Source organism: Caenispirillum bisanense (assembly GCF_900230255.1).
Lineage (GTDB): Bacteria > Pseudomonadota > Alphaproteobacteria > Rhodospirillales > Rhodospirillaceae > Caenispirillum > Caenispirillum bisanense_A.
Map to the genome: position 1 here is coordinate 269253 of NZ_OCNJ01000006.1, position 20651 is coordinate 289903.

Sequence of the window (20651 nt, forward strand, 5' to 3'; positions counted from 1 at the left end):
CCTGCCGGGATCACCGGTGGCACAGGGCGCATCACCGGAGGGGACAAGAGGTTGCACGAGCACGACGACCGGACCGACGGCTTCAACTACGAGGAAATGGTCGAGGATGCCCTGCGCGGCGTCCTGCGTCGTGCGCTCGAACGCACCGCCGCCGACGGCCTGCCCGGCGAACACCACTTCTACATCACCTTCCGCACCGACGCCCCGGGCGTGGTCCTGCCGGAGCGCCTGAAGGCGCAGCATCCGGAGACCATGACCATCGTCCTGCAGCACCAGTACTACGACCTGGGTGTGACGCAGGACGAGTTCACGGTGACGCTGTCGTTCAGCTCCAAGCTCGAAAAGCTGGACATCCCGTTTGCCGCGGTCACCGCCTTCGCCGACCCCTACGCCAAGTTCGGCCTGCAGTTCCACGTCGGCCTGGACGACGACGACCTGGACGACCTGGACGGGTTCGACGACGAGGACCAGGACGACGACGAGGACGACGGCACCGACGCCTCGGTCCTGCGGCACGACCCGAAGGGTGGCGAACGGCCCGAACAGGCAGGGACCGGCGGGGACGACGACGACCCCGACAAGGGCGGCGACAACGTGGTCACCCTCGACGCCTTCCGTAAGAAGTGATTTCGCGGTAAACACTCCCTCGCAGAGTCGTTTCCCTACCCGCTCGGGCGGGCCGCTGCGCGTGAGCGTCGGCGGCCGCCGGCGGGCACCGCCCGTCCCGTTGTGTCGCGAACCCGTGCTGCGAGGCCTTCAGCCATGACCGTCGACGTCGCCTTCTCCGATATGTTCCCGCTGGGCAAGGACACCACGCCCTACCGCAAGCTCACCAGCGACTACGTGTCGGTGGAGACGGTGGGCGGCCGCGAGGTGGTGGTGGTCGACCCCATGGCGCTGTCCGTGCTGGCCGAGGCGGCCTTCCGCGACGTCAGCCACCTGCTGCGCCCCGGCCACCTGGCCCAGCTGCGCAAGATCATCGACGACCCCGAGGCGAGCCCCAACGACCGCTTCGTCGCCATCGAGATGCTGAAGAACGCCAACATCGCCGCCGGCGGCGTGCTGCCCATGTGCCAGGACACCGGCACCGCCATCGTCATGGGCAAGAAGGGCCAGGGCATCTGGACCGGCGCCAACGACGCCCACTACCTGTCGGCCGGCGTCGCCAACGCCTATGCCAAGCTGAACCTGCGCTACAGCCAGATGGCGCCGCTGACCATGTACGACGAGATCAACACCGGCAACAACCTGCCGGCGCAGATCGACCTCTACGCGACCGAGGGCGACGCCTACAAGTTCATGTTCATGGCGAAAGGCGGCGGCTCGGCCAACAAGACCTACCTCTACCAGCAGACCAAGGCGCTGCTGAACCCGGCGTCCTTGCGGAAGTTCCTGGAAGAGCAGATCCGCTCGCTCGGCACCTCCGCCTGCCCGCCCTATCACCTGGCCATCGTCATCGGCGGCACCTCGGCCGAAACGTGCCTGAAGACCGTGAAGCTGGCCTCCGCCCGCTACCTCGACGCCCTGCCGACCGAGGGCGGCAAGGACGGCCACGCCTTCCGCGACCTGGAAGCCGAGGCGATGGTGCTGGAGATGACCCAGAAGATGGGCATCGGCGCCCAGTTCGGCGGCAAGTACTTCTGCCATGACGTGCGCGTCATCCGCCTGCCCCGCCACGGCGCCTCGTGCCCGGTCGGCATCGGCGTGTCGTGTTCGGCCGACCGCCAGATCCTCGGCAAGATCACCCGCGACGGCGTGTTCCTGGAGCAGATGGAAACCGACCCGGCCAAGTACATGCCGGAGGTGAAGACCGAGAAGCTCTCCGACGAGGTGGTGAAGATCGACCTCAACCGCCCCATGGACGAGATCCGCAAGACCCTGTCGCAGTACCCGATCAAGACCCGCGTCAGCCTGACCGGCCCGATGATCGTGGCGCGCGACATCGCCCACGCCAAGCTCAAGGAGTGCCTGGACGCCGGCGAGGGCCTGCCCGAGTACTTCAAGCAGCACGCCGTGTACTACGCCGGCCCGGCCAAGACGCCGGAAGGCATGCCGTCCGGCTCCTTTGGCCCGACCACGGCCGGTCGCATGGACGCCTATGTCGAGCAGTTCCAGGCCGCCGGCGGCAGCATGGTGATGATCGCCAAGGGCAACCGCAGCAAGGCGGTGACGGACGCCTGCCACACCCATGGCGGCTTCTACCTCGGCTCCATCGGCGGCGCTGCGGCGATTCTCGCGCAGAACTCCATCAAGAAGGTGGAGGTGCTGGAGTACGCGGAACTCGGCATGGAAGCCATCTGGAAGATCGAGGTGGAGGACTTCCCGGCCTTCATCATCGTCGACGACAAGGGCAACGACTTCTTCCAGAAGCTGTAACGGCTGGGGAGAGTTGGGAAAGAGGAAGGGCGCCGCTCCGGGTGGAGCGGCGCCCTTTTCCGTGAGGCCGGCTGGCAACGGGTCCGTTTCCGGTATACGATCATTCCATGAGCAGCGATCCGACCATCCGCACCCGCATGCGCCGCTACCGCACCCGCCAGACGGAACTGGGACGGCGCCGACTGGAACTGCGCCTGCGCGAGGATGCGGTGCCGGCCGTTCGCGCGTTCGCTGGGCGCTGCGAGCGCGAACTGGCGGCGGCGGAACAGGTGTGCCGCCTGCCGCTCAAAACCATGAACGCGCCGCGACCACAAGCCATGGACGCCGCTACCCTTCTCGAGTGCCTACGGGCGGAGACCGTCCGGACGGAGTGGCTGCCGCACATGCAGGCGCTGTTCGACGAGGTCGACATGGGGGCCGTCCACGACATGGTGCTGGCCGGCGCAACGACGTTCGAGACCCTCTATCACGCCCTGCGCGTCTGGAGATGCGAAGATGCCCGGCTCGCCCCCTGGATCAAGGAAATGGCCGACCTCCATCTGGCGCGAAATGCTGGAGGGCATTCTTCCGGTGCTGGACGCGACACTGCCAGGGCGTGACTGCTGGACCTTCGGCGGCGGCACCGCCCTTGCGGTCCAACTCGGTCACCGCGTCAGCTACGACATCGACATATTCCTGGAAAGCAGTCGCCACCTCCGCGCCCTCGCTCCGCCGAAGAACGAAGCAGTGCGGGCATTTCTCGCTGGGCGCAGCTATCAGTGGCCCGGCCACTACCTGAAACTCGAGTTGGACGGCGGGGAGATCGACTTCATAGCCTCTGCACCCGTGACAGACTTGTCCCCAAAGCCTCTCGTCGTCGGCGATGGGACGACGATCCAGATGGAGCTGATCCTGGAGATCGCGGCAAAGAAAGCCTTCTACCGCGCCTCCGACTTCAAGACTCGTGATGTCTTCGACTTCGCGGCCATCGCGGAAAACGATCGGGCAGGGCTGATCGGCATCCTGCGCGACCTGCCATCCGATCGTCTGCCGCGCCTGCGGGACCGTCTTACGGCCCTGACCTCGGCCTATGTCCAACTGGCGGAACGCGACGTCAACCCGACCTCGGACGGCCTCCGTTTCCTCGGCGACACTGCGATTTCTGCCGTTCTTGAAGTGGTCGAGGAAGCCGCTCGGACCTGATTTTACCCCTCCTCCCGCCGCACCCACAGCACCAGGCTGTGCGCCGCCAGGGTGAAGGTGCCGCCCGGGTCCGCCTGGGCGAGGACCTCGCCGTTCTCGGACACCGACGGCGTTTCCGCCGTGTCGACCAGCTTGCACCACACCTGCCCGGCGCCGGCCTCGTCGTCGGGCAGGATGTTGTCGATGTCTTCGCCGCTGGCGTTCATGGCCACCAGGAAAGTGTCGTCGGGTTCCGGTTCGCCGCGCATGGTCAGGTGGAAGTTGCCCGCTTCGCCCGACAGCACGAAGCGCAGCGACTTGCCGTTGGGGTCGGCCCAGTCGTCCTCGGTGACCTCGGTGCCGTCGGGGCGCTGCCAGGTGACGTCCTTCACCTCCGTCCCCGGAATGACGCGGCCGTGGAAGAAGCGCGAGCGGTGGAACACGATGTGCTCGCGCCGCAGGCGGACGAGCGCCTTGGTGAAGGCGATCATCTGGTGTCCGGCCTCGTCGATGCCCTCCCAGTCGAACCAACTGATCTCGCTGTCCTGGCAATAGGCGTTGTTGTTGCCGCCCTGGGTGCGGCCGAACTCGTCGCCGCCGAGGATCATGGGCACGCCCTGGCTGAGCAGCAGTGTCGCCAGCATGTTGCGGCTCTGGCGGCGGCGCAGGTCGACGACGGCGGGGTCGTCCGTCTCCCCCTCCACGCCGCAGTTCCAGCTGCGGTTGTCGTCGGAGCCGTCGCGGTTGTCTTCCTTGTTGGCCTCGTTGTGCTTGCCGTTGTAGCTGACGAGGTCGCGCAGGGTGAAACCGTCGTGGGCGGTGACGAAGTTCACCGATGCCCACGGCCGCCGCCCGCGATGGCCGTAGATGTCCGACGAGCCCGAGACGCGCGACGCCAATTCGCCGAGCTTGCCCGGATCGCCCTTCCAGAACTCGCGCACGGTATCGCGGTAGCGGTCGTTCCACTCGGCCCAGCCGGGCGGGAAGGCGCCCACCTGATAGCCGCCCAGGCCGGTGTCCCACGGCTCGGCGATGAGCTTCACGGTCGACAGCACGGGGTCCTGCGCCACGGCGTCGAGGAAGCCGGCGTGCTGGTCGTAGGGCCCCTCGACGCGCGCCAGCGTGGTCGCCAGGTCGAACCGGAAGCCGTCGACGCGCATCTCCTCCACCCAATAGCGCAGGGAGTCGGTCACCATGCGCAGGACGTAGGGATGGCGCAGTTCGAGGGCGTTGCCGGTGCCGGTGAAGTCGTTGTAGTACCGCTCGTTGTCGCCCATCAGGTAGTAGTAGCTGCGGTTGTCGATGCCACGGAAGCACAGCGTCGGGCCCAGATGGTTGCCCTCGGCGGTGTGGTTGTAGACGACGTCGAGGATCACCTCGATCCCCGCATCGTGCATGACCTGCACGAAGGTCTTGAAGGCGCGCGGGTCGTCGCCCGGCAGGTACTCGGGGTGCGGCGCAAAGAAGCCGATGGAGTTGTAGCCCCAGTAGTTGCGCAAGCCGCGGTCGATCAGGTGGCGGTCCTGGATGAAAGCGTGCACGGGCAGCAGTTCGACGGCCGTGACGCCTAGGTCGCGCAGGTATTCGGCCGTGGTCACCGTCGCCAGGCCGTCGAAGGTGCCGCGCATCTCCTCCGGTACGCCCGGGTTGCGCATGGTGAAACCCTTGACGTGCGTCTCGTAGATGATCGTTTCGTGCCAGGGGGTCGGCGTCTTGCGGTCGCCCCAGGTGAAGGCCGGGTCGATGACGCGGCACTTGGGCATGAAGCGGGCGCTGTCGGTGGTGGAGAACGACAGGTCCTCGGCCGGGTCGCCGACGATGTAGGCGAACAGGGCATCATCCCACTTCAGTTCGCCATGCAGGGCCTTGGCATAAGGGTCGAGCAGCAGCTTGTGGTGGTTGAAGCGGTGGCCGTTGGCCGGGTCGTAGGGGCCGTGGACGCGATAGCCGTAGAGCTGCCCCGGCCGCACGTCGGGCAGGTAGCCGTGCCAGATCTCGTGGGTGTATTCGGGCAGCGGGATGCGGGCCGTCTCGGTGCGGCCGCCGTGGTCGAACAGGCACAGCTCCACCTTCTCGGCATGGGCGGAGAACAGGGCGAAGTTGGTCCCCGACCCGTCGAAGGTGGCACCGAGGGGATAGGGCGACCCCGGCCAGACACGCGGCATGGACGACGGCATGGAGCACTCCGATGGTGGAGGACGATGGGAAACCCCGGTACAACGTGCGCCCGATGCATTCCGTTTCCACCGCACGGGAGACCCTCCGCATGCACCTGCTCGACCAGGGCCCGCCCGACGCCCGCCTCACCCTGGTTCTCGCCCACGGCGCCGGCGCGCCCATGGACAGCCCCTTCATGGACACCATCGCGACCGGCCTCGCCGCCGCCGGCCACCGGGTGGTGCGGTTCGAGTTTCCCTACATGGCCGGCCGGCGCGACGGCGGGACGAAACGCCCGCCCGACCGCCAGCCTGTGCTGCTGGACTGCTGGCGGCAGGTGATCGCCGACCTGGGCGGGCCGCAGAACCTCGTGATCGGCGGCAAGTCCATGGGCGGCCGCATGGCCAGCCTGATCGCCGACGCGGCGGGCGTGCGCGGGCTGGTGTGCCTCGGCTACCCCTTCCACCCGCCGGGCAAGCCGGAAAAGCTGCGGACCGAGCATCTGGCCGGCTTGCGCACCCCCACCCTGATCGTCCAGGGCACCCGCGACACCCTCGGCGGGCGGGATCTGGTGGCGGGCCTGGCGCTGTCGCCGGCCATCCGGCTGCACTGGGCGGAGGACGGCGACCATTCCCTGAAGCCGCGCCGCGCCTCCGGCCGCACCGAGGCCCAGGCGCTGGCGGAGGCCGTGGACGCCATCGACGCCTTCTTGGCGACACTGTGACGACCCGAAAGACGTACCCCCGGCCTCACGATCTGCTATAGTTCAGACGAAGGTCGCGGGCGCAGCGGTTTCGCGCCCGCCCGACGGGGGAAGACCATGACGGTGGAAGTGGCGGCAGCCGATCCGGCGCTGCGGCCGACGCAGGCTGCGGCACCGCAAGGCCGCGAGGACGACATCGCGCCCGACCGCGGCAAATGGCCGGTCGGTCGCCTCGTCCGTCGCACCATCCTGCAATGCCCGGCCGAGACTCCGGTGGCCCAGGCCGCCCGCCTGATGGCGGACGACGCCTGTTCGTCCATCATCGTCGTCGAAGGCGGCCGCCCCGTCGGCATCTGGACCGAGCGTGACGCGCTGGCCCTCGACCTCGCAGATCCCGGCACCCTCGCCCGCCCCATCGCGGCGGTGATGAGCGCGCCCATCGTCACCCTGCCCGACTGCGTCACCCTGGAAGACGCCCTGCCCCGCTTCCGCGAGGCCGGCCTGCGGCACTTCCTGGTGGTCGACGCCGAGGGTGCGCCGGTCGGCGTGCTGTCGCGCACCGACGTGGTGCGCAACAGCGGCCTGCACGGCTACCTCACCCTGCGGTCGGTGGAGTCGGTGACGCGCCGCCGCCCGCTCGAGATCCCCGCCGCCGCCGACGTCGCCACCGCCGCCCGCGCCCTGCGCCAGGCCGAGGCGGAAGCGGCGCTGGTCGTGGAGGACGACGGCACCCCCTACGGCATCGTCACCGAGCGCGACATTCTGCGCCTGGTGGCACGGCAGGACGTCGGGCGCGCCGTGCGCGGCGTCGCCAGCACCCCCATCGTCACCGTGGCCGCGTCGGCGCCCCTGCTGACGGCGCAGGAACTGATGGAAAGCCGCGGCATCCGGCACCTGGGCGTCGAGGACGGGCTCGGCGGCATCGTCGCCATCCTGTCGTTCACCGACGTGCTGCACGGCATCGAAACCGACTACCTGCGCCACCTGCAGGCCGCCGTCAGCCGCCAGATGGCGGTGCTGGAGGCCGGCGAGCGGCGGCAGGAAACCATCCTCAACCTCACCCAGGAAGGCTATGCCGAGGTCGACCGCCACGGCCGCCTCACCGGCTGCAACGCCGCCTTCGCCGCCCTGCTCGGGGTGGCGCGCGAGGCGTTGATCGGCAGCCCCATCGCCACCCTGGCGGAAGGCGACGCCGGCCGCCGCCTCGCCGAGGGCCTCGCCGCCGCCCTCGCCGACGACGGGCGCCCGCATGCGTCCTTCGAGACGGAGCTGCGCCGCGACGACGGCTCGCTGGTGCCCGTGCGAATCGCCGCCACCGCCCTGCGCGATGCCGGCGGCGTCACCACCGGTGCCTTCGCCTTCGTCTCCGACCTGACGGAAATCCGCGGCGCCGAGCTGCGCCAGCGCGCGCTGCTGGATCAGATCGCCCAGAGCAATGCCGAGCTGGAGGCCTTCGCCTACATCATCAGCCACGACCTGCAGGAGCCGCTGCGCATGATCGCCAGCTACCTGCAGCTGGTCGACCGCCGGGCGGCGAGCCTGGACGCGGAAAGCCGCGAGTTCATCGGTTTCGCGGTGGACGGCGCCAAGCGCATGCAGTCCATGATCACGGACCTGCTCGACTACAGCCGCATCGACCGCAAGGGCCGGCCGTTCGAGCGCTGCGACACGGTGCTGGCGGTGGAAAGCGCCGTGCGCCGCCTGGAAGGCGCCATCGCCGCCTGCGGCGCCCGCGTCACCTGGGACGCCCTGCCGGTGGTCGACGGCGACTTCCCGCAGCTGGTGCGCCTGTTCCAGCACCTCATCGACAACGCCCTGAAGTTCCGCGATCCCGAACGGCCGCCGCGCATTCACGTCGGCGTCGAGCCGGACGCGACCGCCGGACTTGCCGGCGGCTGGCGGTTCTTCGTGCGCGACAACGGCATCGGCCTGGAGCCGCGCTTCGCCGACCGCATCTTCCTCATGTTCCAGCGCCTGCACGCCCGCGGCTCCTACGGCGGCAACGGCATCGGGCTCGCCATCTGCAAGCGCATCGTGGAGCGCCACCACGGCCGCATCACGGTGGAAAGCACGCCGGGCACCGGCGCCACCTTCTTCGTCACCCTGCCCGCCGCAGCGCCCGTTGCGACCGCGGCGACCGGGTCGGGGAGCGGGCCGGCATGAGCGAGCGCATCCCGCCCCACGTCGACTCCGGCGTCGCCGGCCTGCTGGCGGAAGCGCCGCTCGGCGCCGTGGTCAAACGCTCGGTGAACATCGCCGGGCACCGCACCTCGGTATCGCTGGAGCAGGCCTTCTGGGAATCGCTGCAGTCCATCGCACGAGCCGAGCGCACCACCGTCACCGCCCTCATCACCGCCGTCGACAGCCGACGCGACCAGCGCACCGGCAACCTGTCGAGCGCGCTGCGGGTGTTCTGCCTGCGCTGGACCCAGGCCCGCGCCGGACGAGGCTAGGGCGTCAGCCGTCCGGCCAAGGCGTCACGCGCCCCTGCCCTGCCCCTCCCTGGGTGGCACCTCGCCGGGCGCCAGTTCCTTGTCGCCGTAGGCCAGGTCGTCGTGGTGGCTTTCGACGATGCCGACAGGGTCCTGGTGGATGATGACGTCGGCGTGGGGGAAGGCCTTGCGGATGTCGCGCTCCACCTTGTCGGCGATGGCGTGCGCCTTGGCGAGCGTCAGGTCGCGATCCAGTTCCAGGTGCAACTGGATGAACTGCTGCTGGCCGCTCGACCGCGTGCGCAGGTCGTGGACGTCGCGGGCGAGCGGATGGCTGCGGGCGATGGCGAGGATCCTCTCGCGGTCCTCCTCGGGGAACTCGCGGTCCATGAGCAGGTCGAGGCTGGACAGGAAGATGGCGCGCGCGTTCCACAACAGGTAGCCGGCGATGGCCAGCGCGAACACCGGGTCGGCGTAGGGAACGTCGAACCATGTCGCCAGCACGATGGAGACGATGACGCTGCCGTTGATGAGCACGTCACCCGTGTAGTGCAGGCTGTCGGCCGAAATGGCGACGGAGTTGGTCTCCTTCACCACCCGCTTCTGGTAGGCGACCAGGCCGAACGTAGCGACGATGGCGAAGGCCATGACGGCGATGCCGACCCAGCCGCGCGTCACCTCCTGCGGCGTGACGAATCGATCCACCGCCTCGATGACCAGGAAGATGCTCGACCCGGTGATGAAGGCCGCCTGGCCGAGGCCGGCCAGCGGCTCGGCCTTGCCGTGGCCGAAGCGGTGTTCTTCGTCCGCGGGCTGCAGGGCGTGGCGTACGGCGATCAGGTTCACCACCGAGGCCGCCGTATCGAGCGCACTGTCGATGAGGCTGGAAAGCAGCGCCACCGACCCCGTCAGCACATAGGCGACCACCTTCACGATGATGAGCGTGAAGGCGACGCCCACCGCGGCGTAGGTGGCGCGCCGCATGAGCCGCCCGGCGCGGTCGCGCGGGTCGGCGGCTGCGGCCGCGGCGGCGAGATCGTCGGACATGGCGTCGGCTCCGGTCGCGGCCGGATCCGGCCGCCGTCAGGGGAACAGGCGCTCGGTGCGCCAGGCGGCATCGGCCGCGTCGCGACTATAAACGAGCCGGTCGTGCAGACGGAACGGGCGATCCTGCCAGAATTCGATGCGCCGCGGCACGATGCGGAAGCCGGACCAGTGCGGCGGCCGCGGCACCTTGCCGATGGCGTACTTGGCGGCGAACTGCGCCACCCGCTTCTCCAGCTCGAAGCGCCCCGCCAGCGGCCGCGACTGCTGCGACGCCCAGGCGCCGATGCGGCTGTCGCGCGGCCGCGACTCGAAGTAGGCGTCGGCCTCGGCGTCGCTCACCTGCTCCACCGGCCCCTCGACCCGCACCTGGCGGCGCAGCGACTTCCAGTGGAAGCACAGTGCGGCGTGCGGGTTGCCGAGCAACTCGCCGCCCTTGCGGCTTTCCAGGTTGGTGTAGAAGACGAAGCCCTGCGAATCGGCACCCTTCAGCAGCACCATGCGCAGCGACGGCCGGCCGTCCGGCGTGCAGGTGGCCAGCGCCATGGCGTTGGGGTCGTTCAGCTCGTGCTCGCCCGCCTCGGCCAGCCAGTCGGCGAACTGCTGGAACGGATCGGCGGTCTCGTCGACGGAGGTCATGAAGGGCTTATCCTCGGTGGTCGAAAGACGAAAGGACGCAACTAACGGCAGGCCCCGGCCGTTTCTGGCCGGCGGAAGCGGATTATGGGAAGCCGCGGGCCCGATGGAAAGAGCCGCTTACCACGGTGTTGCCGGGAAGCCGCCGCATCGGTCATGCTTTCGCCACGGTCGCTCCGTACCGTTCTACGCATCGCCCCGTCCAACGGATTGAGAGATCATGCTGACCTTCTCCCGCAAGTCCCCCGTCGTCGTCGCCGTCGCCCTGGCCGCCTCGCTCGGCCTGAGCGCCTGCGAAGGCATTCAGAACAACCCGAAGGCCTCGGCCGGCACCCTGCTCGGCGGCATCGGCGGCGCCGTGATCGGCAGCCAGTTCGGCGGCGGCACCGGCCAGATCGCCGCCACCGCGGCCGGCACCCTGCTCGGCGCCCTGATCGGCAGCGAGATCGGCAAGTCGCTCGATCGCGCCGACCAGCAGTATGCCGTGCAGGCCCAGCAGCGCGCTTATGCCGCGCCGGTGGGCGAGACCATCAGCTGGAACAACCCGGAAAGCGGGAACTACGGCAGCTTCACGCCGGTGCGCGACGGCCGCACCAACACCGGCGCCTATTGCCGCGAATACCGCACCACGGTTACCATCGACGGCAAGTACGAAACGGCCTATGGCACCGCCTGCCAGCAGCCCGACGGCACCTGGCGCGTCGTCGGCAGCTGAGACCGGCGGAGCGGGGCGACCACCTCGGCCGTCATCGTCGCGAAGCATCCACCGGGAGGCGCCCGACGCTCGGGCGCCTCTCGTCATGTCCGACCGGACCCGATTACGGCTGAGCCAGCATGCGAGATCCCTACAGCGTCCTCGGTGTGTCCCACACCGCCACCCAGGACGACGTCAAGAAAGCGTTCCGGCGCCTGGCGCGCACCATGCACCCCGACCTGCACCCCGACGACGCGCAGGCCGCCGACCGCTTCAAGGAAATCAACGCCGCCTACGGCATCCTGGGCGACGCGGACAAGCGCGCCAAGTTCGACCGCGGCGAGATCGACGCCGCCGGCAACCCGCGCGCGCCCTTCGGCTTCGGCGGCGGGCGCGGCGGCCGGGCCGGTGGCCCCGGCGGACGCGGCCGCCCCGGTGCCGGCGGGCGCACGGGCGGGCCGTTCGGCTTCGACTTCGACAGCACCTTCGCCGACGACGACCTGTTCAACGAGATCTTCACCCGCGCCAGCAAGGCCAAGGCCGACGCCCAGGCCAAGAGCCAGCCCAAGGGGCCGGACAGCCACTATCGCCTGAAGGTGTCGTTCCGCGAAGCCGCCCTCGGCGCCACGCGGCGCATCCGCCTGACCAACGGCAAGACGCTCGACGTCCGCATCCCGCCGCGCAGCGAGGACGGCCGCACGCTGCGCCTGAAGGGCCAGGGGCTGTCGGCCATCTCCGGCGGACCGGCGGGCGACGCGCTGGTGGAAATCTCCATCAAGGACACCGACGTCTGGAAGCGTGAGGGCGACGACGTCATCGCCGAGGTGCCGGTGACGCTGAAGGAAGCGGTGCTGGGCGGCAAGATCACCGTGCCGACGCTGACCGGCAAAGTGGCGGTGACAGTGCCGGAGGGCGCCAACAGCGGCACCGTCCTGCGCCTGCGCGGCAAGGGCCTGCCCAAGGAAGGCGACGAGGGCGGCCACGGCGACTACCTGGTGCGCCTGCGCATCGTCCTGCCCGACCCCAAGGACGCGGCCCTGAAGGACTTCTGCGACCGCTGGAACCCCGCCGGCGACGAGGACCTGCGCAAGAAGCTGTTCGAGGAGGAGTGAGCGGGCCTCAGCCCCGCGACACCGCCGCCATCTCGCCGTCGGAGTCGGTGGTGACGGTGGAGGTGCCGCGCGGGCCGTTCAGTTCCACGGTCAGGGCGCCCGCCCCCTTCTGCAGGATGCGGCAGGCGACGCCGTCCTCGAACTCGAAGGTGCGGGTGGCGGTGCCGGTGATCTCCACCGGTTCCGCCCCGCGGGGGACACAGCGCCCTTCGTAGCCCGCGCCGCCGCTCGGGCTGACGGTCAGGACCTGGGCGCCCTTGCCGACGAACTGCTCCACCGTGTCGCAGGCGCTCAGCGAGAGGGTCAGGCCGGCGGCCAGGGTGAACACGAGCGGCGTCGGCGTCAGTCGTCCCATTCCACGCAATCCCTGTAGGCATGCCATGTGGCGTGGCCGATCAACGGCAGGGCCACGATCAGGCCCAGGAAGGCCGTGACCAGGCCGAAGGCGGTGACCACCACGATCACCGCCGCCCACAGTACCATCGCGCGCGGGCTCTTCAACACCGCCTGCGCGCTCACCACCGCCCCGGCGAACACGTCGGCGCGGCGGTCCAGCATCATGGGCAGGGCGAAGGCGCCGAGCACGAAGGCCGCGACGGCGAAGCAGAAGCCGACCGCCGTGCCGACCGCCAGGAACACCAGCCCCTCGCCCGTCGCCAGCTGATGCACCAGGGCGGCGCCGCTCATGTTGGTGTAGGGGAAGCTGACGGCGAAGATCAGCGCCGCGATGCGCACCCAGATCATCATGAACAGCATCAGCACGAGGCCGGCCGTCAGGATGTGGAAGGTGTTGCTGCGCCAGGCGAACAGCGCATCCAGGAAGCGCGGCCGCTCGCCCCGCTCGAGCCGGCCGCTGATGCGGTAGAGCCCGACCGCCAGCAGCGGCGCCACCAGCAGGAAGCCGGCGATCATGGGCGTCAGCAGGTAGAGCATGTCGAGCTGCGCGAGGCCGACGCCGATGGCATAGCCGAGGGCGACGAAGACCGCGCCATAGGCGAAGCTCACCCAGCCGGCCGCCCGCATGTCGCGCCAGCCGGCGGCGAGCCAGCCGAACACCTGGCCGGTTTCGACCCGGCGGATGCGGTCGGCGAAGGGAAAGGGAAGACCGGCCGCGGCGGGCTCGCCGGCGTGGTCGGGATGATGCGGATGCGCTCCGCGATGGCCGTTCGGCATGTGCGATGTCCCCTGTTTCGTCGCGGTCGACTGTCGACTGTCCCTGTCTTTGTCTGCACTCGGCGTTGGTTTTGGTCTTGGTCTTGGCCGCATGGGCGGCACCTCCGTCGGGAGGGCCGCCCGGGTTCCGGCGGGCCGCCTGTGCGGCGGCGAAAGGTCTCAGCCGCGCTCCACCAGCGCCCGATAGGCGTGCCAGCTGGCATGACCGATCAACGGCATGACGATGACGAGCCCGAGGAAGAAGGTGACGATGCCGGCCGCCGTGGCGACCGCGATGATGCCGGCCCACAGCAGCATGGGGCCGGGGTTGCGCAGTACCGCCTGCATGCTGACCAGGGAAGCGGTGAAGAAGTCCATGCCCGGGCGGTCCATCATCATGGGCAGCGACACGGCGCAGAACACGAAGGCGACAAGCGCGAAGGCACCGCCGACCACGAAGGCGCCGACCAGGAAGGCGAAGCCCTCGACGGTGGTGAGCACGGCGAGCATGGCCTCGGCCGAGAAGCCGGTGGCCGGGAACAGCAGCGCGAAGATCAGCGTCGCGACGCGCACCCAGATCAGCCCGAACAGCATGAGCACGAGGCCGGCCGTGAGAATGTGGAAGGCATTGGCCTGGAAGGCCGTCAGTGCCTCGCCGAACGAGGCCCTGCCGCCGCTCTCCAGGGTCTTGGAGATGCGGTAGAAGCCGATGGCGAGCACGGGCGCGACCAGCGTGAAGCCGGCGGCCACGGGCAGCAGCAGGAAGATGCTGTCGATCCGCGCGAGCCCGATGGCGATGACGTAGCCGGCGAGCGCGAAGATGGCGCCGTAGGCCGCGCTGGTGACGCCGCCGCGCAGCAGGTCTTGCCAGCCGAGGGCCAGCCAGTGGAACACGGTGTCCGCATCGACGGTGCGGATCTTGTCGGCATAGGGCAGGTGCGTGCCACCCACGCGGTGCGGGTGGGGATGGGTGTGCTGGACGTCCATATCGCTGTCCTCCGTCACGCTCGACGGCCGGATGCGACGTCTGTCAGCCCCTCTGGCTGGTCCTGGCTCCCTGCGTCTGCCCGCTCATACCAGAGCGGCGCGAAGGGTTATCACAGATGGTAGGCGCGCGCCGGCCGCGGTTCAAGGGGCGGGAAGGATATCGGCGAGGGGCTTTTCCAGTTCGGACCGTTCCGTGGCGTGCAGATCACGCAGGGTCTGCGCCAACCGGGCGCGCCACGGCCGCGCCAGATCCTCCGGCAGGTCCTGCGGCAGGCCGAGGCCGAGGGCGTCGGACAGGTCGCCGAGGGTGGCGGCGCGCAGGTCGCAGGCCAGCACCCAGCGCTGGCGGTCGGTGCGGGCGACCAGTCCCGCCCGCTCCATGGCCTCCAGCACCTCGGTGAAGGCGCCCTCCTCCGCCCCCGTGGCCGCCAGCACCCGCGGCCGCCGCACGCCCTCCGGGTGGCGGCGGTGCACGGCGAGCAGGACGGCGAGGATGTCGAGGGCCAGCACGAGGCGCAGCGTCGCCGGCGGCTGGCCCGCCATCTGCGCCCGCTGCATGCGCCATTCCGGCAGCGCCGCCGCCACCACGGCGCCGAGCAGCACGACGCTCCAGCTCGCGAACAGCCAGGTGAGGAACAGCGGCAGGGCGGCCAGCGCGCCGTAGAGGGTGAAGTAGTTGTGCGCCTGCGCCACGTAGATGACGAAGCCGACCCGCAGCGCCGCGAACAGCAACGCCGCCACCCCGGCCCCGACGGCGGCATCGCGCAGCCGCACGCGGCGGTTGGGCACGGCGACGTAGAGCAGCGTGAAGGCGGCCAGGGTCAGCAGGAATGGGCCGAGCAGCGCCAGCACCGCCCCCACCTGGTCGAACAGCGCCTGCACCGCCGCCTCGTCGGTGTGCGCGAGGCGGCTCGACAGGGAGAAACTGGCGCCGAGCAGCAGCGGCCCGACGGTCATCACCGTCCAGTACACCGCGAGACGCGCCAGCGGCGGGCGCACCTTGGTGACGCGGAAGATGTGGTTGAAGGCGTGCTCGATGGTCACCAGCAGCAGGATGGCGATGAAGGCGAGGCCGGCGACACCCACCACCGTCAGCTCGGCGGAAGCGTCGACGAAGCGGGCCACCGCCTCCTGCACCTGCTGGCCGAAGCTCGGCACGAAGTTCTGGAAGATGAAGCGCTCCACCCAGGCCCGCGCGCCCTCGAAGGCCGGGAAGGCTGCCAGCATGGCGAAGCCGATGGCGAACATGGGCACCAGCGCGATGAGCGACATGTAGCCGAGGTCGCCGGCCACCAGGAACACCTGGTCGCGCAGGGCACGGTGCATCACGTAGGCGGGGAATGCCAGGATGCGGCCGGCGCCGGCGCTCAATCGCCGCCAGACGCCCTGTTCCTCTGCCTGTTCCGCCGGTCCGGCCATGCGGCTTTGCCCCCGTGATGTCTTGGTGTAGGATGCCGCGACTTTTCGTCGGGTATCACCCCACAGGAACCAACACGCAAGAGAAAACGCATGACCGCTTCCTCCTCTCTCATGGCGGGCAAAAAAGGCCTCATCATGGGCGTCGCCAACGACAAGTCGATCGCCTGGGCGATCGCCAAGGCGTGCCGCGATGCCGGGGCCGAGCTCGCCTTCACGTACCAGGGCGACGCCCTCTTGAAGCGCGTCAAGCCGCTGGCCGAGAGCGTCGGGTCCGACTTCGTCGTGCCGTGCGACGTCACCGACGAAGCGAGCATGGACGCCGTCTTCGCCGAGGTGGAGAAGCGCTGGGGCAAGCTCGACTTCGTGCTGCACGGCATCGCCTGGGCCGACAAGGAGCAGCTCAAGGGCCGCTACGTCGACACCACGCTCGACAACTTCACCCGCTCGCTGCAGATCTCCTGCTTCTCGTTCACCGACGTGTGCCGCCGTGCCGCGCCGCTGATGACCGACGGCGGCTCGCTCGTCACCCTCACCTACTACGGCGCCGAGCGCGTCATGCCCCACTACAACGTCATGGGCGTGGCCAAGGCGGCACTGGAAGCCAGCGTGCGCTACCTGGCGGTCGACCTGGGCGAGGACAACATCCGCGTCAACGCCATCTCGGCCGGCCCCATCAAGACGCTGGCGGCCTCGGGCATCGGCGATTTCCGCCAGATCCTGCGGTGGAACGAGCTGAACGCCCCCATGCGCCGCAACGTGACGCTGGAAGACGTGGGCAAGTCGGGCCTCTACTTCCTGTCGGACCTCGCTTCGGGCGTGACCGGCGAAGTCCACCACGTCGACTGCGGCTACCACACCGTCGGCATGCTGGAGCCCGACAGCGCCCCGCAGCTGGCCGAAATGCTGAGCCAGTTCAAGGTTCGCGACTGAGGGTAGGCGTCCATGTCGGGTAATGCGTTCGGCACCCTGTTCCGCTTCACCACCTTCGGCGAGAGCCACGGGCCGGCCATCGGCTGCGTGGTCGACGGGGTGCCGCCGCGCATCCCGCTGACGGAGGCGGACATCCAGCCGTGGCTGGACAAGCGCAAGCCCGGCACCTCGCGCCACACCACCCAGCGGCGCGAGCCCGACGAAGTGCAGATCCTGTCGGGCGTGTTCGAGGGCCAGACCACCGGCACGCCCATCGGGCTTCTGATCCACAACACCGACCAGCGGTCCAAGGACTACGGCGAAATCGCCCAGCAGTTCCGCCCGGGCCACGCCGACGTCACCTACTGGCAGAAGTACGGCATCCGCGACCATCGCGGCGGCGGCCGGTCCTCGGCGCGCGAAACCGCCATGCGCGTCGCCGCCGGCGCCGTCGCCCGCAAGGTGCTCGACGCCCTGGTGCCGGGCGGTGTGGTCATCCGCGGCGCCATGGTCCAGATGGGCCCGCACGCCGTCGACCGCGCCGGTTGGGACTGGGATCAGGTGGGCGCCAACCCGTTCTTCTGCCCCGACGCCGCCACGGCGGCGCGGTGGGAGGAGTACCTCGACGGCATCCGCAAGGCCGGCTCGTCCGCCGGCGCCGTTGTGGAGGTGGAGGCGACCAACGTCCCCGCCGGGCTCGGCGCGCCGGTCTACGACAAGCTCGACGCCGACCTCGCCAAGGCCTTCATGAGCATCAATGCCGTGAAGGGCGTGGAGATCGGGGCCGGCTTCGCCGCCGCCGGCTTCACCGGCGAAGACAACGCCGACGAAATGCGCATGCGCGAGGACGGCGGCATCGACTTCCTGTCCAACCACGCCGGCGGCATCCTGGGCGGCATTTCCACCGGTCAGCCGGTGGTCGCCCGCATGGCCATAAAGCCGACGTCGTCCATCCTGACGCCGCGGCGCAGCGTCGATGTCCACGGCCAGGATGTGGACGTGCGCACCAAGGGCCGCCACGACCCCTGCGTCGGCATCCGCGCCGTGCCCGTCGCCGAGGCCATGATGGCCTGCGTGCTGGCCGACCACCTGCTGCGCCACCGCGCCCAGTGCGGCGGCTTCTGACCGGAGATCCGGTCAAGGGAATCGGAGGCGCGGTCAAGACGCCGCGCCGCCGGTACGCCACAGTGGCGGCAGTCTTCTCCTTCGTAGAGCCCCGTCCATGTCCACCGCCGAAGCCGTGATGGTTCGCACCGCCCGCACGGGCATCCTGCTGGTCGCCATTGCCTCCATCCTGTGGGGCACCAGCAGCATCGCCGCCAAGACCCTGATGCTGCACGCCGACGCCACGCCGCTCGGTGTCGGCTTCTGGCGCCTCGCCCTGTCGGTGCCGCCGCTGGTGGTGCTGGGGTGGATGACGCTCGGCCGCGGCCTGTTCCGGCTGTCGCGCAAGAGCCTGCCGCTGGTGGCGGTGACCGGCCTCGCCATGGCGTTCTACCAGGTGTTCTTCTACGCCGCCGTGGCCCGCGCCGGGGTGACCGTCACCAGCCTGGTCGCCCTGTGCGGCGCGCCGGTGGTGGTGGCGGTGCTGTCGTCCGTGCTGCTGCGCGAACCGCCCGGCGCCCGCACCCTGCTGGCCCTTGCGCTGGCGGTCGGCGGCACGGTGATGCTGGTCGGCGTGCCCGAAGGCGACGCCGGATCGCAGGTCCTGCTCGGCGTCCTGCTGGCGAGCGGTGCGGCGGCCTCCTACGCCACCGTGGTCATCTCCGGCCGCTCAATGGCGGGGTCGGTGCATCCCTACCAGACCATCATCTTCGGCTTCGGCGGCGGGGCGCTGTGCCTGCTGCCGTTCGCGGCGAGCGCCGGGATCGGCGTCAGCGACACGGCCATCGGCGTGCCGCTGCTGATCTACCTGGGCGTGGTGACCACCGGCCTGTCCTACATGCTGTTCTTCACCGGCATGAAGACGACGCCCGCCACCGCCGCCAGCATCGTCACCCTGCTGGAAGCCCTGACCGCCACCCTGCTCGCCTGGATCATCTTCGGCGAGCGCCTGGGGCCGCTCGGCGTCGTCGGCGGCGTTCTGCTGGTGGCCGGCATGCTGGTGCTGACGATCCGCCGCCGCGATTGACGGCGGCCCGGCGGCGGGCCATCTTCAGGGGCGAGCAACGCCCGCGGAGGCCGCCATGCCCTACGACACCCACACGCCGAAGACGCCGCTGACGGTATCGGTGAACGCCGACATGGTGAAGGACGCACGTGCGCTGGACCTCGACCTGGACGAGGTGGTGGAACAGGCGTTGCAGACCCGGATCGCCAAGCGCCGGCGGCTGGTGGAAGCTGAAGAGCGCATGCGCCCCGCGCTGGAGGCGATGAGCGACTTCCATGCCCGCCACGGGTCGCTCGCCGACGACTTCCCGCTGGAGTGACCATGGGCCAGTTCGACGTCCATGCCAATCCTGGCCGCCTCACGCGGGAGGCCATGCCGTTCCTGCTGGACGTCCAATCCAACTTCTTCCGCAGTCAGCCGCGCCGGCTGGTCGTACCGCTCATCCGCAAGACGCTGCTGCGCACGACCGACCCGGCCATCCACAAGGTGTTCGAGATCGAGGGGGTGGCGGTCCTCCTCAACCCACTCGACATGACGACCGTTCCCGTCGACCGCCTGGGGCGCTCCGTCGGCTCCCTCGCCCACCGAGCCGACGACATCATCGCCGCCATCGACTGGGTCATCTCCCGCGCCTTCGATTGAGCCTCAGGCTAGCACCCGGCGGGCGACGTCGCGCACCTCTTCCCGCACGTCGCCGGTGTTGGGGGTGTCGGCGAGCGTCGTGAACCACTCCTCCGGCGGGTTGCGGCCGCGGCGGTGGGTCCACCACAGGCCGCGCAGCATGCTCTCCGCCGCCGCCGGCAGGCGCTCGGGTATGGGCAGGCCGTTGAGCGTCGCCCATACCCCCGACCAGCAGCGCGCCACGCTCCACGGGTTGTAGCCGCCACCGCCGAGCACGATCACCCGCGGCGCCAGTCCCTTCAGCAGCGACACCGCTCGCCAATAGCCGCGGTTGGACAGCATGAGCCGGCTCTGCGGGTCGTCGGCGAGGCCGTCGCAGCCGCACTGGATCATCAGCGCCGCCGGCTGCAGGCGCTCGGCGAGCGGGATCACCGCCGTCTCGATCAGATAGTCCAGCTCGCTGTCGTTGAAGCCGCGCGGCACCGGCAGGTTGCGCGCCGCCCCGCCGGCCCGGTCGTCGACGGCGCCGGTGCGCGGCCAGCGGTCGTGCTCGTGGATGGAGACGGTGAACACCCGCTCGTCGTCGTGGAAGGCATCCTGCACGCCGTCGCCGTGGTGGGCATCGAGGTCGACGTAGAGGATCGGCGCCACCCCCAGATCGAGCAGCCGCAGCAGGCCGAGCACCGGGTCGTTCAGGTAGCAGAAGCCGCTCGCCTGGGCCCGCCGGCCGTGGTGGGTGCCGCCGGGCGGGTGGTGGACGATGCCGCCGTCGCGCACCAGGTCCGCCGCCCGCATGGAGCCGCCGCAGGCCGTGGCCGGGCGGCGGAAGACTTCCGGATAGATGGGGTTGTTGTTCACGCCGATGTTGAAGCGCTGGCGGTCGGCCTCGGGCAGGTCCTGGTCGCGTTCGGCGGCCATGAGGGCGGCGACGTAAGCCGGATCGTGGAAGCGCGCCAGTTGCTCCGCCGTCGCCCGCGGGCTTTCCACGTACTGGTCGTCGGGCAGCCAGCCCAGCGCCCGGCACAGGTCGAGCACCGTCGACACCCGCGGGATGGACAGCGGATGGGTGCGGCCGTAGCGGGACAGGCGGTAGATCTCGTGCGCGACGAGCAAAGGGCGGGACAGCATGATCCCTCAG

Annotated in this window: 22 protein-coding genes; 14 read left to right on the top strand and 8 right to left on the bottom strand. The window is 69.9% G+C overall.

The genetic code is table 11. From position 1 onward, the window contains the following. Positions 1-51: 51 nt before the first annotated feature. The 4 genes from CRP50_RS15130 to CRP50_RS15140 all read left to right on the top strand — a co-directional run bounded on the left by CRP50_RS15130 (position 52) and on the right by CRP50_RS15140 (position 3558). Positions 52-627 carry an SspB family protein gene (locus CRP50_RS15130; protein ID WP_245913491.1) on the top strand — a complete coding sequence of 192 codons (576 nt, stop codon included), beginning with the start codon at positions 52-54 and terminating at the stop codon, positions 625-627. A 135-nt stretch (positions 628-762) separates the two neighbouring features. Next, entirely contained in the window at positions 763-2376 is a 1614-nt protein-coding gene (locus CRP50_RS15135) for a fumarate hydratase (protein ID WP_097280016.1), read from the top strand. A 107-nt stretch (positions 2377-2483) separates the two neighbouring features. Continuing rightward, positions 2484-2975 carry a hypothetical protein gene (locus CRP50_RS25175; protein ID WP_141415166.1) on the top strand — a complete coding sequence of 164 codons (492 nt, stop codon included), beginning with the start codon at positions 2484-2486 and terminating at the stop codon, positions 2973-2975. After that, positions 2947-3558 (top strand): nucleotidyl transferase AbiEii/AbiGii toxin family protein, encoded by a 612-nt coding sequence (locus CRP50_RS15140; protein ID WP_176525190.1) that lies wholly within the window; start codon positions 2947-2949, stop codon positions 3556-3558. Before CRP50_RS25175 ends, CRP50_RS15140 begins: the two co-directional genes overlap by 29 nt. A 2-nt stretch (positions 3559-3560) precedes the next feature. On the opposite strand, the gene glgX is transcribed toward CRP50_RS15140, so the two are convergent. After that, on the bottom strand, positions 3561-5714 hold the full coding sequence (gene glgX / locus CRP50_RS15145) for a glycogen debranching protein GlgX (protein ID WP_097280018.1): 2154 nt from the start codon (positions 5712-5714) through the stop codon (positions 3561-3563). An 89-nt stretch (positions 5715-5803) separates the two neighbouring features. Here glgX and CRP50_RS15150 point away from each other — a divergent pair, with 89 nt between their 5' ends. The 3 genes from CRP50_RS15150 (at position 5804) to CRP50_RS15160 (ending at position 8850) form a co-directional block, all read left to right on the top strand. Further along, positions 5804-6418 (top strand): alpha/beta fold hydrolase, encoded by a 615-nt coding sequence (locus CRP50_RS15150; protein ID WP_097280019.1) that lies wholly within the window; start codon positions 5804-5806, stop codon positions 6416-6418. A 96-nt stretch (positions 6419-6514) separates the two neighbouring features. Further along, complete coding sequence (locus CRP50_RS15155) at positions 6515-8560, top strand: CBS domain-containing protein (protein WP_097280020.1); 2046 nt, start codon at positions 6515-6517, stop codon at positions 8558-8560. Continuing rightward, positions 8557-8850, top strand: a complete 294-nt coding sequence (locus CRP50_RS15160) for a ribbon-helix-helix domain-containing protein (protein WP_097280021.1) — start codon at positions 8557-8559, stop codon at positions 8848-8850. Before CRP50_RS15155 ends, CRP50_RS15160 begins: the two co-directional genes overlap by 4 nt. 24 nt (positions 8851-8874) lie before the next feature. Here the strand turns inward: CRP50_RS15160 and CRP50_RS15165 are convergent, their stop codons facing one another. Next, positions 8875-9876 carry a cation diffusion facilitator family transporter gene (locus CRP50_RS15165; RefSeq protein ID WP_097280022.1) on the bottom strand — a complete coding sequence of 334 codons (1002 nt, stop codon included), beginning with the start codon at positions 9874-9876 and terminating at the stop codon, positions 8875-8877. 36 nt (positions 9877-9912) lie between these two features. Then, entirely contained in the window at positions 9913-10512 is a 600-nt protein-coding gene (gene pdxH / locus CRP50_RS15170; RefSeq protein ID WP_097280023.1) for a pyridoxamine 5'-phosphate oxidase, read from the bottom strand. A 217-nt stretch (positions 10513-10729) separates the two neighbouring features. Here pdxH and CRP50_RS15175 point away from each other — a divergent pair, with 217 nt between their 5' ends. Next, positions 10730-11224 (top strand): RT0821/Lpp0805 family surface protein, encoded by a 495-nt coding sequence (locus CRP50_RS15175; RefSeq protein WP_097280024.1) that lies wholly within the window; start codon positions 10730-10732, stop codon positions 11222-11224. A gap of 119 nt (positions 11225-11343) precedes the next feature. Continuing rightward, the gene (locus CRP50_RS15180) at positions 11344-12315 is read left to right on the top strand and encodes a J domain-containing protein (protein ID WP_097280025.1); all 972 of its coding nucleotides are present in this window, start codon (positions 11344-11346) and stop codon (positions 12313-12315) included. 7 nt (positions 12316-12322) lie between these two features. On the opposite strand, the gene CRP50_RS15185 is transcribed toward CRP50_RS15180, so the two are convergent. The 4 genes from CRP50_RS15185 to CRP50_RS15200 all read right to left on the bottom strand — a co-directional run bounded on the left by CRP50_RS15185 (position 12323) and on the right by CRP50_RS15200 (position 15873). Further along, the gene (locus CRP50_RS15185; RefSeq protein WP_097280026.1) at positions 12323-12670 is read right to left on the bottom strand and encodes a hypothetical protein; all 348 of its coding nucleotides are present in this window, start codon (positions 12668-12670) and stop codon (positions 12323-12325) included. Continuing rightward, the gene (locus tag CRP50_RS15190) at positions 12658-13488 is read right to left on the bottom strand and encodes a DUF2189 domain-containing protein (RefSeq protein ID WP_097280027.1); all 831 of its coding nucleotides are present in this window, start codon (positions 13486-13488) and stop codon (positions 12658-12660) included. The genes CRP50_RS15185 and CRP50_RS15190 overlap by 13 nt, the downstream gene beginning before the upstream one ends. 159 nt (positions 13489-13647) lie before the next feature. Continuing rightward, a complete protein-coding gene (locus tag CRP50_RS15195) occupies positions 13648-14454 on the bottom strand; it encodes a DUF2189 domain-containing protein (RefSeq protein ID WP_097280028.1) in 807 nt (268 codons plus the stop codon). Positions 14455-14595: 141 nt separating this feature from the next. Continuing rightward, on the bottom strand, positions 14596-15873 hold the full coding sequence (locus CRP50_RS15200) for a YihY family inner membrane protein (RefSeq protein WP_097280029.1): 1278 nt from the start codon (positions 15871-15873) through the stop codon (positions 14596-14598). A 90-nt stretch (positions 15874-15963) separates the two neighbouring features. Here CRP50_RS15200 and fabI point away from each other — a divergent pair, with 90 nt between their 5' ends. The 5 genes from fabI to CRP50_RS15225 all read left to right on the top strand — a co-directional run bounded on the left by fabI (position 15964) and on the right by CRP50_RS15225 (position 19534). Continuing rightward, positions 15964-16803: an enoyl-ACP reductase FabI gene (gene fabI, locus CRP50_RS15205; protein ID WP_097280030.1), complete on the top strand. Its 840-nt coding sequence runs from the start codon at positions 15964-15966 to the stop codon at positions 16801-16803. A gap of 12 nt (positions 16804-16815) precedes the next feature. Then, positions 16816-17907 (top strand): chorismate synthase, encoded by a 1092-nt coding sequence (gene aroC, locus CRP50_RS15210; protein WP_097280031.1) that lies wholly within the window; start codon positions 16816-16818, stop codon positions 17905-17907. A 97-nt stretch (positions 17908-18004) separates the two neighbouring features. Next, on the top strand, positions 18005-18913 hold the full coding sequence (locus CRP50_RS15215; RefSeq protein ID WP_097280032.1) for a DMT family transporter: 909 nt from the start codon (positions 18005-18007) through the stop codon (positions 18911-18913). A 55-nt stretch (positions 18914-18968) separates the two neighbouring features. Then, a complete protein-coding gene (locus CRP50_RS15220) occupies positions 18969-19211 on the top strand; it encodes a type II toxin-antitoxin system CcdA family antitoxin (protein ID WP_097280033.1) in 243 nt (80 codons plus the stop codon). A 2-nt stretch (positions 19212-19213) separates the two neighbouring features. Further along, the gene (locus CRP50_RS15225; protein ID WP_097280034.1) at positions 19214-19534 is read left to right on the top strand and encodes a CcdB family protein; all 321 of its coding nucleotides are present in this window, start codon (positions 19214-19216) and stop codon (positions 19532-19534) included. A gap of 3 nt (positions 19535-19537) precedes the next feature. Here the strand turns inward: CRP50_RS15225 and CRP50_RS15230 are convergent, their stop codons facing one another. Then, positions 19538-20641, bottom strand: a complete 1104-nt coding sequence (locus CRP50_RS15230) for an acetoin utilization protein AcuC (RefSeq protein ID WP_097280035.1) — start codon at positions 20639-20641, stop codon at positions 19538-19540. Positions 20642-20651 lie beyond the last annotated feature (10 nt).